This is a genomic window from Pseudoalteromonas sp. NZS37 (assembly GCF_015864265.1).
Taxonomy (GTDB): domain Bacteria; phylum Pseudomonadota; class Gammaproteobacteria; order Enterobacterales; family Alteromonadaceae; genus Pseudoalteromonas; species Pseudoalteromonas arctica.
In genome coordinates this window covers 251,997-267,339 of the sequence record NZ_JADYXL010000006.1, presented here as the reverse complement: position 1 = coordinate 267,339, position 15,343 = coordinate 251,997, and the positions used below count along the sequence as shown (strand labels likewise).

The 15,343-nt window shown below is 37.8% G+C and carries 14 protein-coding genes, 1 other RNA gene and 1 pseudogene; 11 read left to right on the top strand and 5 right to left on the bottom strand.

Annotated elements, in window-relative coordinates; genetic code table 11:
- The first annotated feature begins 83 nt into the window (after positions 1 to 83).
- The 3 genes from mnmC (at position 84) to I6F47_RS13660 (ending at position 3,303) form a co-directional block, all read left to right on the top strand.
- Positions 84 to 2,093 carry a bifunctional tRNA (5-methylaminomethyl-2-thiouridine)(34)-methyltransferase MnmD/FAD-dependent 5-carboxymethylaminomethyl-2-thiouridine(34) oxidoreductase MnmC gene (gene mnmC, locus I6F47_RS13670; protein WP_197184017.1) on the top strand — a complete coding sequence of 670 codons (2,010 nt, stop codon included), beginning with the start codon at positions 84 to 86 and terminating at the stop codon, positions 2,091 to 2,093.
- Positions 2,094 to 2,160: 67 nt separating this feature from the next.
- On the top strand, positions 2,161 to 2,484 hold the full coding sequence (locus I6F47_RS13665; RefSeq protein ID WP_197184016.1) for a hypothetical protein: 324 nt from the start codon (positions 2,161 to 2,163) through the stop codon (positions 2,482 to 2,484).
- Positions 2,485 to 2,667: 183 nt separating this feature from the next.
- Entirely contained in the window at positions 2,668 to 3,303 is a 636-nt protein-coding gene (locus I6F47_RS13660; RefSeq protein ID WP_007581997.1) for an NAD(P)-binding oxidoreductase, read from the top strand.
- Between the two features lie 179 nt (positions 3,304 to 3,482).
- Here I6F47_RS13660 and I6F47_RS13655 read toward each other — a convergent pair whose 3' ends face one another.
- Positions 3,483 to 4,241: a sulfite exporter TauE/SafE family protein gene (locus I6F47_RS13655; protein ID WP_197184015.1), complete on the bottom strand. Its 759-nt coding sequence runs from the start codon at positions 4,239 to 4,241 to the stop codon at positions 3,483 to 3,485.
- A 185-nt stretch (positions 4,242 to 4,426) separates the two neighbouring features.
- Here I6F47_RS13655 and I6F47_RS13650 point away from each other — a divergent pair, with 185 nt between their 5' ends.
- The 5 genes from I6F47_RS13650 to I6F47_RS13630 all read left to right on the top strand — a co-directional run bounded on the left by I6F47_RS13650 (position 4,427) and on the right by I6F47_RS13630 (position 8,550).
- The gene (locus I6F47_RS13650; protein ID WP_197184014.1) at positions 4,427 to 5,431 is read left to right on the top strand and encodes a YHYH protein; all 1,005 of its coding nucleotides are present in this window, start codon (positions 4,427 to 4,429) and stop codon (positions 5,429 to 5,431) included.
- A 35-nt stretch (positions 5,432 to 5,466) separates the two neighbouring features.
- Positions 5,467 to 5,763: a hypothetical protein gene (locus tag I6F47_RS13645; RefSeq protein WP_007581994.1), complete on the top strand. Its 297-nt coding sequence runs from the start codon at positions 5,467 to 5,469 to the stop codon at positions 5,761 to 5,763.
- A 156-nt stretch (positions 5,764 to 5,919) separates the two neighbouring features.
- Positions 5,920 to 7,026, top strand: coding sequence for a hypothetical protein (locus tag I6F47_RS13640; protein WP_331458558.1), 1,107 nt, complete (start codon positions 5,920 to 5,922; stop codon positions 7,024 to 7,026).
- A 275-nt stretch (positions 7,027 to 7,301) separates the two neighbouring features.
- A complete protein-coding gene (locus I6F47_RS13635) occupies positions 7,302 to 8,156 on the top strand; it encodes a hypothetical protein (protein WP_165721351.1) in 855 nt (284 codons plus the stop codon).
- A 4-nt stretch (positions 8,157 to 8,160) separates the two neighbouring features.
- Positions 8,161 to 8,550 carry a hypothetical protein gene (locus I6F47_RS13630; protein WP_165721350.1) on the top strand — a complete coding sequence of 130 codons (390 nt, stop codon included), beginning with the start codon at positions 8,161 to 8,163 and terminating at the stop codon, positions 8,548 to 8,550.
- Here the strand turns inward: I6F47_RS13630 and I6F47_RS13625 are convergent.
- Positions 8,540 to 8,733: pseudogene (locus I6F47_RS13625) on the bottom strand (tyrosine-type recombinase/integrase); the annotation flags it as partial. The gene I6F47_RS13630 and the pseudogene I6F47_RS13625 sit on opposite strands and share 11 nt — an antisense overlap.
- Positions 8,734 to 8,904: 171 nt before the next feature.
- Positions 8,905 to 9,261, bottom strand: a transfer-messenger RNA (tmRNA) gene (ssrA, locus tag I6F47_RS13620).
- Between the two features lie 263 nt (positions 9,262 to 9,524).
- On the opposite strand from ssrA, the gene I6F47_RS13615 reads away from it, so the two are divergent.
- Positions 9,525 to 11,150, top strand: a complete 1,626-nt coding sequence (locus tag I6F47_RS13615; RefSeq protein WP_165721337.1) for a DUF342 domain-containing protein — start codon at positions 9,525 to 9,527, stop codon at positions 11,148 to 11,150.
- Here I6F47_RS13615 and rnt read toward each other — a convergent pair.
- Positions 11,134 to 11,832: a ribonuclease T gene (gene rnt / locus I6F47_RS13610; protein WP_197184012.1), complete on the bottom strand. Its 699-nt coding sequence runs from the start codon at positions 11,830 to 11,832 to the stop codon at positions 11,134 to 11,136. The two genes, I6F47_RS13615 and rnt, sit on opposite strands and share 17 nt — an antisense overlap.
- 202 nt (positions 11,833 to 12,034) lie before the next feature.
- On the opposite strand from rnt, the gene I6F47_RS13605 reads away from it, so the two are divergent.
- Positions 12,035 to 12,913, top strand: a complete 879-nt coding sequence (locus tag I6F47_RS13605) for a flagellar protein MotY (protein ID WP_165721335.1) — start codon at positions 12,035 to 12,037, stop codon at positions 12,911 to 12,913.
- Positions 12,914 to 12,982: 69 nt separating this feature from the next.
- Here I6F47_RS13605 and I6F47_RS13600 read toward each other — a convergent pair whose 3' ends face one another.
- Positions 12,983 to 13,876, bottom strand: a complete 894-nt coding sequence (locus tag I6F47_RS13600) for a DMT family transporter (RefSeq protein ID WP_165721334.1) — start codon at positions 13,874 to 13,876, stop codon at positions 12,983 to 12,985.
- Positions 13,877 to 14,091: 215 nt separating this feature from the next.
- On the opposite strand from I6F47_RS13600, the gene I6F47_RS13595 reads away from it, so the two are divergent.
- Entirely contained in the window at positions 14,092 to 15,294 is a 1,203-nt protein-coding gene (locus tag I6F47_RS13595) for an aromatic amino acid transport family protein (protein ID WP_024608927.1), read from the top strand.
- Positions 15,295 to 15,343 lie beyond the last annotated feature (49 nt).

Genomic DNA, 15,343 nt, shown 5'->3' with positions numbered 1-15,343 from the left:
ACTGCTAGCTTATAAATAACGCCAGACTATTACAAAGAAAACCCGTAAAATAATTAAAAATATATCTATAAATTTAAAAAATTATGATTAAGAACGCACATAGTCACATTAATAATTTAGGTACACCTTTGACTAATGACTCCGGTGATATTTATTTTTCTAATGACGATGGCTTAGCTCAATCGCATTATGTGTACTATGAGCAAAATAATATAGATGTACGATTACAAAATCATGACCAATCACATTTTGTTATTGCCGAAACCGGTTTTGGCACCGGTTTAAACTTTTTAAATACGTGGCAACGCTTTAAAGACCACCTTGAGCGGATGCAAGTTCAAAATGAATGTGAAAAAAGAGTAAAACGCCTACACTATATTTCGTTTGAAAAGAATCCCTTAACATTAACAGACTTAAAACAAGCATTAACCGCTTGGCCTACCTTAAGTTATTTTAGTGAGCAATTAACAGTAAACTACCCAATTAATTTAGAAGGATGCCACCGGCTCGAATTTAATAATGGCAGTGTTGTTCTCGATTTATACTTTGGTGATGCGCTTGAATCAATACAAGCAATGAGCTATCCGCAAACAGGAATTGTTGATGCTTGGTATTTAAATGGGCCTGAGCCAAGTAAAAATCCTGATATGTGGCAGAAAAGTTTATTTAACTCCATGGCTGATATATCAAGGGCTAATGCAACCTTATCGACTTTTACTTCCGCTGACTTTGTTCAACGAGGATTAATAGAGGCTGGCTTTAGTACTAAAAAAGCCAAAAATTTTAATCAAAAAGAAGATATGCTTACTGGCCAACTTAAACATGTTAATAACGCTCAATCAACCCCCGCTTATTTTAATCAAGATAGTAGTACTTTAAAAAATGTAGCAGTCATTGGCGGTGGTATTGCCAGTAGCTGTATTTTATACAGCTTGGCTAAACGAGGCATAACCAGCCAATTATTCTGCCAAGATGAAAAGCCTGCAATGGGGGCATCGCACAATGTGCAAGGCGCTATTTACCCTCACCTACAAGCTAAAAACTCGCCACACAGTGAATTGTTTGCACATAGCTTTTTATACGCAAAACGTTTGTATAACCAGTTACTCAAAAACGGCTTTAGCTTTGATTACGATTGGTGCGGCGTATTACAACACGCAGTGAAAAAACCTCTCGCTGATAAGCACGAAAACTTAGCACAAAAGCAACTGTGGCCAACCCAGCTAATGCGTAACGTAACCGCAGAGCAAGGCGATGAAATAGCCGGCGTAACGACAGGTTATTCAGGCGTGTTTTTTGAACAAGGCGGCTGGGTTAACCCGCCACAATTAGTAAACGCTATGCTAAGCGCTGCAAATAGCATAAGCCCATTTAAAAGCCTATTTAACTGCAATATAAAGCAGCTTAAAAAAACTGACAACGGTTGGTTTTTATTAACGAATGATGAGCAGCTAGGCCCTTTTAGCGATGTAATTATTTGTGCAGGTGAGCACAGCGATGCATTTGAGCAAACAAAAGCGCTACCTATAGTAGGCGTGCGCGGTCAGGTTTCACATATTGAGGCAAGTGAGCAATCACGCAAACTTAAAACAGTGCTATGCCATAAAGGGTATTTTACCCCGGCTTATTTAGATCATCACTGCATGGGTGCCACATTTGAAAAAAACACTAAAAGCCGCCAAGTTAAAGCGCTCGACAACCAATTAAACCAAGAGCAACTACTTAGCTTTTATCAGCAAAGTGAATTTGCCTCCACCCTTGGCAATATAACCTCGGCAAAAGCGGCTGTTCGCTGCACATTTATAGATCACCTGCCGATGGCAGGGCAATGGTGCGAGCAAAGTGATTACATAATGGCCTTTGCTAATCTACGTTTAGGTAAACGCTACCAATATGAGCAACTTAATAAACCACAACAAGGCCTGCATATTTTTACCGGTTTTGGTGCACGCGCATTGTGTAGCGCACCGCTAAGTGCAGACCACCTCGTAAGTTGTTTAAATAACGAACCCCGCCCATTAAGCGAACGTGTAAGCCAAGCTATTCACCCTGCCCGGTTTATAGTGCGAGATTTAATTCGTAATAAAATTTAAATGACATTGGTGCTTATTGAGGTAAAATAAGTACCAATAAAAGGAATTTATTACTCAAAGGATTCTAATGAAAACTTTAGCATTTTTAATAATATTGCTATGCACTCTATCGTTTAATGCACTTAGCCAAAACGTCACTGAAATCCCACTTCCTGAAGAATTTGTTACAACGATGGATGTAGCAAGCGAATACCCAATGGTTCGCACTGGTTATTTAACAGATTCAATTTCTGATATCGCTCGCTTTTATCAGCAAAAATTAGGAGAGCCGTTAAAAACAAACGGCAATAATACATATCGTACTTTGTTTTATAATTACCAAGAACGTAAAGTCCGTATTAGTCTATACCGCCGTAGTTATGTGACCGAAGTGAGTATAATGGTTGAATAAAAAGGTCTAAAAAAACACACCAAAAGCAGCTAATTTTAATACTCAGTTAAGTATTGAATTTTAATTAAAGTATTTTTTGAAATTAGCTCATTTAAACTCTTTTTTACCCTTTAAAAATAATCCCCTACCCCAAGGTCTGTTTGTAAGCACATTACTTTTACTATTTATTGGAAGGAGTTAATTATGAGTAAGACCCTAATTATTGGCGCAAGCGGACAAATAGGTAAAATGACAACTGAGCTACTTTTAGAAAATGAGCAAAATGTTGTGGCATTAGTGCGTGACAAAAATAAGTTAAGCGATTTAAACAGCTCTTTTTTAACTATTGTTGAGCAAGATCTTGAAGGCGATTTTGGTGATGCAATGAAAGGCTGTGACCAAGTGATTTTTGCTGCTGGTTCTGGTGGAAGTACAGGCGATGATAAAACTGTACTCATTGATTTATGGGCTGCAACAAAAGCAGCTACATTCGCTAAAGAGCACGGCGTTAATCACTTTATTATGGTCAGTTCAATTGGTGCTGACGATCCAGATTCGATTCAAGGTGATTTAAAACCTTACTTAGTTGCTAAGCATATGGCTGACGAGCACCTAATAAACAGTGGTTTAAATTATACCATTGTTCGCCCTGGTACATTGACTGACGATAGTGCTTCAATGCAAGTAACTACGCAGCAACCAAGTGATCGTTCAGAAGCTAAAATTAGCCGCGAAAACGTAGCCAATGCATTATTACATATTGCGACCAACTCATTTATTAGTAACCGCATTTTTAAGTTGTTTGATGGCGACAAGCCAATTAAAGCCGCTGTTAAATAAGCTTTAATACCAATTTAATTAAACGTATGAACAATTATTACAAAGAATATGTAATTCATCGATAAGGCAAAAAATTACAGTGTAGTCGCTCTATATCAGTAACTTTTTGGCGCAATGAATTACTTAATCCTCTTAAATAATTTATGTTTAATAAAATTAAATTTACTCCACTAAGCAAATTAGTGGAGTAATATTTTTATACCTTGCCAACCAAGTTGTAGCGTTAATAACGTTAAAACTATCCTAAAAATATGCTTAAATTTATCCCCAGACATCCTTTTAAGTAATTTAATTCCGAACCAAGTTCCTACAGCGCCACTTATTACCATGGCAATTACAAGCGGTATCCATTGCCAAAAACTAAAGCCAACAGCGCCATAAATTATCGCTTTTAATAAATGCTGCACACTCATAATGCTCGAAAACGTTGCCGTAAATTTTAACTTTTCGTAATTATTAATATATAAACAGCTACCAACTAATGGGCCACTTGCCCCCACAAACATAGAAATAAAAGTAGTTATTCCACCGGCGACCATACGCCACACCTTAGAGGTTAATTTTATAGGTGGCGTTTTACCCCACAGTAAATAAATAACAAAAATAGCGACCACTAACTTCATAGCATCAAGCGATATATCATCAATAACAAAACTTGATAACCCCGCCCCTACTAAGCCGCCTAACGCAAAATATACAAACATGCTTTTATCAATATGCTTAAAGCTGAGTAAAAACCTATTTGTATTAGAGCCAAGCTGTACTAAACCATGCACAGGCACAACAACTGCCATTGGCATAAACGACGCCATAACAACAAGCAGCATTAATCCGCCACCAGCACCAAATGCAGCAGATATAAAAGAAGTAAAGCCAGCGGTGATCATTAACAATAAAAACAAAAATAAAGACATGCTGTCGGGAAATAAAAAATCCATAAAACTCCACTGCCTATTTAAGTACTTTTAAGTCGCAGTATTTTAAACAATAAAAGGTACTAAACGCATTTATAGCAACTTTATCAGCTTCTATCTCGTGCTATGTACTATGTTGCGTTGTTTTTGCACTTTGTTTGCACATTTAACAAATATTATACATTCAACTTCATTACCGGATATTTTTGATGAGAAGATTTAACACACCAATTTTGACACCGCTTGCAGTGTGTATACTTGCACTGGGTTTAGCTGCCTGTAACGGTAGCGATGCTGAAAGTACAGTTGTAACTGAAACAACCACCGATGAGGGAACTACAACAGATACTTCAACCGATTTTGTTGTAGAAGTCGACCCTTTTAACTTTGAAAGCGATGCGCTCATTTCATCAATTACCACTCAAACATGTACGCTAAGTAATGGCGATGAAGCCTCATGCTACAAAATTGATATTGCAGGTGCGCCTTCAAATTACGAGATTGGTGTATTTTGCCCTCAAAATATCACCTCAACAGCAGACGAAGCCGGTATTTGGTTTGATGGCACCGGTGAGGTTTACGATATAACCGGAGACTTTATTTTAAATCTACCTACATTATATAACGATAGTCATTGGCAGCTATACGACGAAGGTACAGGCCTTGTAAATGTAACCGACACACAAGAATCGTGTGATGGCGCTGCACGTCCAAACGTAGAAGGACAATACCAAAACCACTGCGTAGAATGCTCTATTGATTATGTTGATGGCGGTATATCAGAATCATTTTTAATTCCAATAACGCCTGTTGCAACCACTCAAAATAGCAGTATTGGTAACGCCAATGTAGGTGTTGCTCTCAATGGTGTTGTACTTGCTGCACCCGCGCCTGTTGAGGCTATTTTAGGCGCATACACTATTGCAGCCTTTGATGATTGCGCTGGCCATATTAACTTAGTAGCAGGCTATCACTACCACGGTGAAGCAGGTTGTAGCCAAACACAAATTCAATCAGATGGTCATGCCGCCATGATGGGTTATGCACTCGATGGATTTGGTATATTTGGCATGCTTAACGAAGATGGATTAGAACCCACTGATTTAGACGAATGTAGAGGCCACACCGACGATACACGCGGATACCACTACCATGCAGCCGATGTATCTGAAAACATGTTTATTGGTTGCTTTAAAGGTGCTACCGCAAGATAACTCGCATTCTGGCTAAATAATTAACTGAGATACTAATGAAAATATTTAACGTGATAAAAGCACTAACCACTGGCTTTTTACTTGCTGCCTCATGCTCAGCGCTAAGTCATGCAGGCCACGGCTCAAATGCGCCTTGGGAAGCATGTGAAGCAAAAGCCATTAATGAAGATTGCAGCTACACAAGCCATGATAAAAAAGCGACAGGCACATGCCAAGCAATGAACAAAGTACTTATGTGCGTTCGAAATAAACCACTTGAAACATTAATAGACAAAGCAACCCAACCAGCAAGTGATCAAAAGCAATCTGTAAAATCACTCGCTAAACGATAAAGTAACAGCTACACGCCAAAGCCTTAACGCTGTTTGTTAAGGCTTTTTTAATCGCAAATCATTAGAAAGCATACCCTTTATCTGTTAAATTAGCTTTGTGTATCAAATAATAAAAATAAAATTCCAAAAATGGAATTACACAAGCAAGGTACTAACGTGAGCGCTACATTTAAAATTGTTTTTAATGGTCAGTTATATCAAAATACTGACCTTACCTCTGCCCAAGAACAACTCAGCCAACTTCTTAATATTCCTCATAATATTGTTATTCAGTTATTTGATGGAAAAGCTTACGCTTTAAAAAAAGACTTATCGAGTATTGATGCTGTTAAAACAGAATCCTCACTTAAAAAGCTAGGTTTGATTACTAAAGTAGAACCTCAACTCATTACTGTAATCTCTCAATCTCAAAATAATCAAATAGCACTCACTGAGCACAGTAAAAATACAGATAAACACATTAGTGAAAGTACTGACGGCAAAAGTATTTCAATACAAAATGAACGCCTAGATACAGACGAAGCCCCAAATACAGCTGCAGCTATTAAGCAAAGTTATAATAAATATAAACTACTGCGTAACACTTTAAAAAGCGCATTGTACTTTTGCTATTGCGCACTTTGTATTATTACCTTAGTAGGCGTAGTGATCAGTGTTAATGCACTTAAAAACAACTTTGGCATTCTAAATAACGGAACTACAAATAACACAACTACAAACAACTTAAGTTACCAAAATTATAAACAATATTTGATTGATCAAAATAGCCTAAATCAACCAGCAAAAAAAGTAACAAACGAGCGAACAGCTAACCCTACACAGCAAAAAAGTAATGAGTACTTTAGACGCTTTTCATCGCTAATAAATAGCTACGCGCAAACTACCGGGCAAGCTGATATAAAAACGATGGGGGGTGACAAATTACAACAGCACCTGCAAGAGATAGACGACCTAGGCCCTAAAAATGAATTTTGGCAGCAACTGATACAACTTTCAAAAAGCTTAGATAACGATAAGCACGCAATAGGGATGCTAAACAATACTGACCCCGCCAAAGTACAATGGATAAACGCGGTAGATTGGATCAGCCAAAGCTATATTAGGCAACATCAAAACTCGCAAACTATAAATAACTCTCCTGTCGCTACCTATGAGCCAAGTAACCCCATACTTAACCTAACGTTGTTAATAAGTATGCTGTCGTTATTTAGCCTGCTTGTGATTGCAATAAAAATGAAGCTACGCGCTATAAGACATTCTTAAACTTTATTTTATAAATTCCATAAAGAAACCCGCAAATTTGGATTAACAAATTTGCGGGTTTCTTATGGTTTTCGAATAACGAGTTCAAAAACCTTTATTGGTGGAGCTGGGGGATTTGAATCCCCGTCCGAAAAGCCTCGACTGTTAAAGCTAGCCAATAGAAACAATGACTTATTTTAAAATCAAAAACTTAGTTCCTTATACTATTTTCTAAAGTCTTGTGCAATCTATCTGATTTGGGCATTATGTTGACACTAAAATTAAAAGGATTTTTTATGTTCGAAGCTTTCAATTTGAAACTTAACCACGACCAACTAGGCTTGATCTTAACTCCAGAACACCTAAGCAAAATACCTGAATATAAGTCATTTTTAAAAGACGACTTGTATGCTAATTCGAATTCACACTTAGAAAAATTGCGAGAGCATCTAATTGAAAGTAAAGATGTATTAGATGGTGAAAAGATTATTGGAGACTGGTTCCCTCTTCATCATTTCGATATTTTTATTTCGCATTCACATAAAGATGAAAACCTTGTTATTATTCTTGCTTTAATTTTAAAACTTAATTGCAATTTGAATGTATTTATTGATTCATTATTTTGGGGTTTTGCGGATGATTTGCTCAAAGAAATTGATAATAAATATGCTTATGATAGCGTTACACAAACATACTCATATGAAACTCGCAATAAAACCACTTCAAATGTTTTTTTAATGCTTAATGCAGCACTTATTGATGTGATTGATAAGTCAGAGTGTCTAATTTTCTTCAACTCAGAAAATTCAATTTACCAAGGGGGTGATTCATCTAAACTATATAATTCTGAAAGTTATAGCACTTCACCTTGGCTTATGTCTGAACTAAACTTTTCTAGTAAAGCCAGAAAAGTATATCCTGAGCGAATCCCTTTAACCTCTAGAAATACACAATTTAATGAATCTTTATCTAAATCGGCTAGCGACTCTGTTGATATAAAATACAAACTGCCAATTGAGCATTTGAACAGTTTGAGTCAATCTAAATTCTTAGAATGGATTTCTTATATTTGTGATAATGAACTCCTCTCTCATGATGCATTAGATTACTTATACAAATTAACTAATTTAGGCTATACCAACAAGGATTAATACTATGACTGAAAAGCGTTTAGATTTCATTCAACAAATAATTACAAGAATGGCTAACAACTCATTTCTTTTAAAAGGTTGGTCTCTGACAGTTTCAACAGCTATTGTTGGCCTTTCATCGAAAAGTGAGGGTATAGCTGGTGACTATTTTATGCTACTTCCAGTTGTTCTTTTTTGGTACTTAGATTCATATTATTTATCCCAAGAAAGAGCTTTTAGAAAGCTTTATCAAAAAGCAATTACTGCAGAACAGATTACTAATTCTGACTACTCATTGGACAACAGAGAGTTTCTGAATGGCGTTTGTTCTATTATTTTGTCTGCAAAATCGAGAACAGTTTTACCGTTTTATTTAGCGCAAATACTGTTTATTTATTTTGGCTTCATATCTTAGGTCCAAACTTAATAGCATCCTCTAAATGACTTGGTGCAAAGATTTTGAGTAAACCATGGTTTGCTCAATCTTTGCATGACCAAGTATTTGTTGTAACACTAAAATATTACCTCCGTTCACCATAAAATGGCTTACAAAAGTATGCCGTAAAACATGCCTACATTGCCCTTTTGGTAAATTAATATCGCTTTATTTACTGCACTGTAAAACGCTGAAATAACAGCTAAAGCTTACTTGCTACAAACGTTAAACGATCATTAATAATTAAATTATAAGCATAAAAAAACCCGCAACGTGATTGCTCAAGTTGCGGGTTTCTTATGGTTTTCGAATAACGAGTTCAAAAACCTTTATTGGTGGAGCTGGGGGGATTTGAACCCCCGTCCGAAAAGCCTCGACCGTCGGTACTACATGTTTAGTATTGTCATTTAATTAACCTTTAAGTCCCGGACAAACACGGTAAATAAAGGCGAGGCCGCTTAGTTTTAGCGCTTCAACCCCGGCCAGGGTTTCCGTCGCGATCAGGTGTTAGGGTGACACTCCAAAATCCAGTCCACAAGAATACATGGAAGGAGCGCTAGCCAGCCTAAGCTGCTAGAGAGTAGTTATCGTCGTTTGCGATTACTTTAGGTTGCGGCTGTTTAACGAGGCAAACCGCACCTCGACATGCACCTTGGGCTTCTTGAATTCCGTCGAATCCTAATCAGCCCCTGAATTAGTAACTCAATTCAGAGCGTGCAAACAGTATAACTGAGTAAAGTACTGATACTCAAGGCCTAGTAACGCTTTATTTTAATTGTATGTGCCAATCGCGTGTTAAGTAACCAAAATTTAGTTTATGCAAGCCTATATAAACATTTACTTAACAATGTGTTTAACCTGTGTTCAAATGAGGAGTTAAGGTTTTTGCTATTTCTAAACCTTTAGTTGTAAAAAATAAAAATAATAACAGGCATAGAGTAGGGAATTAATAAATGTCGGTTTTTTCATTTGATAAAAGTACAGGGTTTGTCTCTTTAGAAAGTCACCCTATTGATAGTGGTTTTCCTGTTACAAGTACTCAGTTAACGCAAATGCTAGAGCAATCTGAGTTTAGTGAGTACGAAGCTGTCATTGCCAATATTGGAAAGCTTTTTGCGCCAACTAAAAATTATCAGGAAGTATCGCTTGTCGTTGCTAAAGCTGTAGATGCTTCAATTGTCATTAATATTGATGAAAAAAACATGGTCGCAGAAGCAACATTAACTACCGCTAAAGGTGGCGCACTTTTGTCTATGGAAGGCGCGCAAAAAGCACTTGCTGATGCAGGTGTTAAAAAAGGAATAAGTCCTCGTGCGCTTGATACCTTTTTAGGCCAGCAGTTTGAGCAACCAGCAGGAAGCTCTTACAGTGCCATAATTGCACATGGGCGCAATCCAAAAGAAGGCAGCGATGCCAAATTTGTACGTTTATGCTCAACAGCTCAAGACCGAGTACTTAGCCCACAAGCTAAAGAAGGCGGTAAGGTTGATATGAAAAACCTTGGCGCTATTATCACCGTAAAACCTGGCACTCCCTTAATGCAGCGTATTGCAGCGACCCCTGGAGAAGAAGGCTATACGGTATTTGGCGATTCAATTAGTGCAAAACCAGGTAAAGATCACCAACTCCAGCCTTTCGAAGGTACAAAAGTAGACCCTAATAATCCTAATATGCTTATTGCCGACTGCAAAGGCGTGCCCGTTGCCCTACCCCGTGGCATGCGTGTAGATGATGTTTTATGCTTTGATAACGTAGATGTAAGTACAGGCCATGTTGATTTTGATGGTAGCGTAATTATTACTGGCGATATTAAAGATGGCATGCGTGTAAAAGCCAACGGTGATATTACGGTACTTGGTTTTGTGGAATCAGGAACTGTTGAAAGTAAAAGTGCCGTAACCATTATGCTTGGCGCAATTGGCCGAAAACGTGAAGGCGAGGAAGCATTTACGTGCTGTATAACCTCTCAGCGAACTATTTCGATTGGTTATGCCCAGTACTGCAATATTAAATCCGAACAAGATTTATTTATTGAACGCCAAGCTCTGCATTGTGATTTAAGTGCTAGGCGATTAATACGTGTAGGCAAAGCAAATGACCCGCGAGGTAAAATTATTGGCGGTAATATTTTAGATGCTATGCGCATTGAAACGGGTGAGCTCGGCGCGCCAGCCGGTACTAAAACACGCGTATTTTTAGCGCAGCTCTGGTTTGAGCTTCGCCAAAAGCAAACTCAAATAACCGATTTTGAAAAAGTACTTGCGACTAAAGTAACCGCTTTACAACAAGCTCGCGAAAAAGCGAGTAAAATTGCGGGGGCTGCTCAGCGCCAGCAATTCATGAATAAAATAACTGAAAATGAAAAGCATATAAAAATACGCTCTGCGCATATTCATCGTCAAAAACTACTTATTAAGCAAAAAATAGTGCAATTACTTGCCAGTAGCCGCTTAAAAGTAAATGAATTAATGCACCCTGGTGTGGAGCTTAAAATAGCGAAAGATTCTAAACAATTTTCGCGTATTTACCCGCCCCACCTAGTTAAGCTAACTGAGGGTAAAATTACTCAGACGTTTTAGTTTCTTCGTCATTTTCAGTTTCAACTTCAGCTTCAGCTTCAGCGTCATCTAGTGGCGCTAATGGCCAACCACCTAATTGCTGCCAGCGGTTTACTATTAAACAATAAAGCTCAGCTGTACGTTCTGTGTCGTAAAGCGCTGAGTGCGCTTGGCTGTTATCAAACTCGATACCAGCCGCTCTACATGCTTTTGCTAATACAGTTTGCCCTAACGCTAAACCCGCTAAAGATGTTGTATCAAAGCTTACGAACGGGTGAAATGGCGTACGCTTAATGTTATTACGCTCTATTGCTGCATTTAAAAAGCCATGATCGAATGCGGCATTATGCGCCACAATAACTGAGCGTTGGCACCCAGCAGCCTTTTGCGCTTTGCGTACTACTTTACATATTTCTTTAATTACTTCATCTTCAGGTACTGCGCCACGTAATGGTGAAAACGGGTCTATACCGTTAAAGTCGATGGCTGCTTGTTCTATATTAGCGCCTTCGAATGGCTGAACATGAAAATGAACAGTATGATCTATGCTGAGCAGTCCTTCGTCATCCATTTTTAAAACAGAGGCTGCTATTTCTAACAAGGCATCTGTTTCTTTGTTAAAACCTGCAGTTTCAACATCAATAACAACAGGAAAAAATCCACGAAAGCGTTTTGCGAAAGGTGTTTGCTCAGTATTTGCCATAGTCTTCTTTGTTTATACGTGTAAGCTGACTATTATGTCAAAATTGATGCCCCCTAGGCTAGGGGATTTAAGTATTTATTGCTTTAAAATTGTAGGCACATAACTTGCTTTAACTTATAAGTTAGTTATATAGAGAACAAACTAATCATTGCAGTCGTTAATTTGCCAAATTATTGGCATTCCCGGATAGCTGGAGAGCACCATGAAGTATAAGTTGTTATTTATTAGCCTTAGTATAAGTGCGGTGCTTTGCAGTGCTCACTCGCAAGCTGCTATGCGCCAATACACAGCAACCCAAGACAACTCCAACTGGGAAGTCGTTAAAACAACGCGCTTACAATGCCAGTTAAATCATGAGGTTCCTTATTACGGTGAAGCTATATTTAAAGCTTCAGCAAGTAAAAATAAAAACTTAACATTTAATTTAGATATGGTTGTACGCCCAGATAACTACGCAATTGCAGGTTTAAAAGCAGTGCCACCTACATGGCGTGCAGGATTGCCCGCTCGCGATATTGCAAATATGAAATTACTTAAAAAGTTTGATGGCGAGCTAGGCAATAAAACCGCATGGGAAATGCTTACCGAGCTTGAAAAAGGCTACTACCCTACTTTTTATTATCAAGACTGGCAAAACAGTGCCGATAAAATTGCCGTTGGTATATCGAGCGTAAACTTTAAACAAGCTTACTGGGCTTTTTTACAATGCCGTGATGAGCTACTCCCTTACAGCTTTGAAGATATTTCGTTTACTATAATGAACTATCAATCTAACAGCAGTAAATTAACTAAATCCTCGCAACAACGTCTTGATAAGATTGCTGAGTATTTAAAAAATGATGCAAGCATAGAGTCCATTAGTATTGACTCATACACAGATAGTTATGGCGGACGCTGGAATAACTTAGATTTATCGCGCAAGCGCGCCAAAACTATAAAGGATTATATGGTGAGCTTGGGTGTTGATGAAGCAAAAGTACAAACAACCGGTTTGGGCGAAAAACGCTTTGTTGATAATAACGATAACATTTTAAGCCGAGACAAAAACCGTCGTTTAATTATTCAAATTGAAAAAATGTAGTAAAGCTAATTTGCGCTTACTTTCTTTCGCTTTAAAAACTTATCACCAAATTGAAAAAATGTAGTAAAGCTAATTTGTGTTTACTTTCTTTCGCTTTAAAAACTTATCACCAAATTGGAAAAAACCTAGACTAATTAAAATAATAACCGCACCAATTATTAGTTCTTGGCTTAATGACTCATTATTTAGCCAAGCTCCCAAGGCTAACGCAAAGCTAGGAGTTATAAGTGTAGTAAGTGATACCGTGCTTGCATTTAGGTTTTGCAGCACATGAAAATACGCCAAAGCCCCTACTAAAGATCCAAATATTCCTAGATAACCAATAGCCCACAATGATTTTGCACTCCAGTTTTGTATATGCAACTCACCATCTAATAACCACCAAGCAATAAAAAAGAGTGGGGTTACAAAAACTAAGGCACCAAATGTTGTCGCCATAGGATGAATCGCAATCTGTACGCGCTTGATCATCACACCACTTAAACTAAAAAAGCAGACAGCCATAAACACATAAAGCAACCCGAGCCCTTGAGTTTGCGAGTTTTGTACTTGGTTATAACTAACAAAATATAAGCCAATTAAGGCGCACGCTAACGCAACTAATTTAATCGGGCTAAATTTAGGTTCATTTAATAATTGCTGAGCAAGCAACCCCGACAAAATAGGTGCAAGGCCAAACATAAGCGAAATAATACCAGAAGGGACTGTTTTAGCTGCCATATAGCTCAACAACATACCGCCAAAAATACCTATACTCGAATAAAAATAAAGTAAGCATGCATTTTTGCTCCAAGGCACTCTAATATTTGTAATAGCAACAATTAAGCCGCCTAACAATAGCCCCACCAGCATTCGCATTAACACTGCAAGTGTTGGCGATACAGTTTCACTACTCCACACTATACCCAGTGGTGTAGTAGACCATATAAGAACCATTAAAAAATACGATACTTTAACTGGCACGTGCCATCCCTACGCTTTATATGAATCAATAAAACAAAGAATAAATTATACGCTCACTACCGTGTTTTAGTACTTTTTAAACACTAAAGTCCTTAATAAATACAGTTGTAAATTGTAAGTTACATTTTAATACTGCTCTTTTATTACAAAACTATTTGAGATTTGAGCAACTAGTTATATGGTGCATCAATATTAATAATAATTAAGGTAATTAAGTGCTTAAAAATAAAACAACTGGAAGCATGTTAATTGTTGCAGGCACCACTATTGGTGCGGGTATGTTGGCATTGCCAATTGCATCTGCCGGGCTTGGGTTTAGTACTGCACTTGCATTAATAATTGCTAGCTGGTTACTAATGACCTACACCGCACTACTCATGTTAGAGCTACACCAATATGCACCACGCGATGCTACATTAAATACATTGGCTAAATTATGGCTTGGAAAACGCGGACAATATATTGCGAATTTTTCGATGGTTTTTTTATTTTACGCTTTATGCGCTGCTTATATTGCAGGTGGTGGTGCACAACTCCAAGCGCGTATAAATATAGGCTTTGATGTAGATATAGCCCCACAGTTTGGCTCTGTGATTCTTGCTGTTATTATTGCAAGTGTAGTAACGCTAGGCACTAGCAAGGTAGATAAACTAAATAGAGTGTTATTTACAATAAAAATTATTGTGTTAGCTAGCTTGTTTTACATGCTTACCCCTTATGTGCAAGGTAAGCACTTATTAGAGATGCCTGTGGAGCAAGGGTTAATCCTTTCAGCTATACCGGTTATATTTACTTCGTTTGGCTTTCATGGATCTATCCCCTCTATTGTTAAATATGTTGGTGTTGAAATAAAAGTACTGCGCAAAGTAATGATTGCTGGAGCCGCCCTACCTTTAGTCATTTATATTTTTTGGCAACTACTTAGCCAAGGTATTATGAGCCAAGCTGATTTACTCAACAGCCAAGGTCTTAATGGGTTTGTATCTAGCGTGGCAAGTATTGCGCATAACCCAAGTGTGGCAACGGCCGTTAAATTATTTGCTGATTTAGCACTTGCGACATCATTTTTAGGGGTGAGTTTAGGGTTATTTGATTTTTTTGCTGATGCATTTAAAAAGGGTGACAATAAAACAGACCGAATTAAAACGGCCTTAATTACGTTCATTCCGCCACTTGGCTTTGCATTATTTTATCCTCAAGGCTTTATTATGGCCTTAGGTTACGCAGCAATAGCACTTGTTGTACTGGCAATATTTTTACCTGTAGCAATGGTTTATAAACAGCGTACAACATCAAATAAAACAGGCTACCAAGTTAAAAGTGGGAATGTTGGGCTTGGTATAGCAGCTATATGTGGCATAACTATTATTGCTGCGCAGTTTATGCAAATGGCGGGGCTTATTCCTGCTATCGGTTAAAGATTGCTGCTGTTTGTTTAAATTTAGATAATAAAAAACCGCACATCAT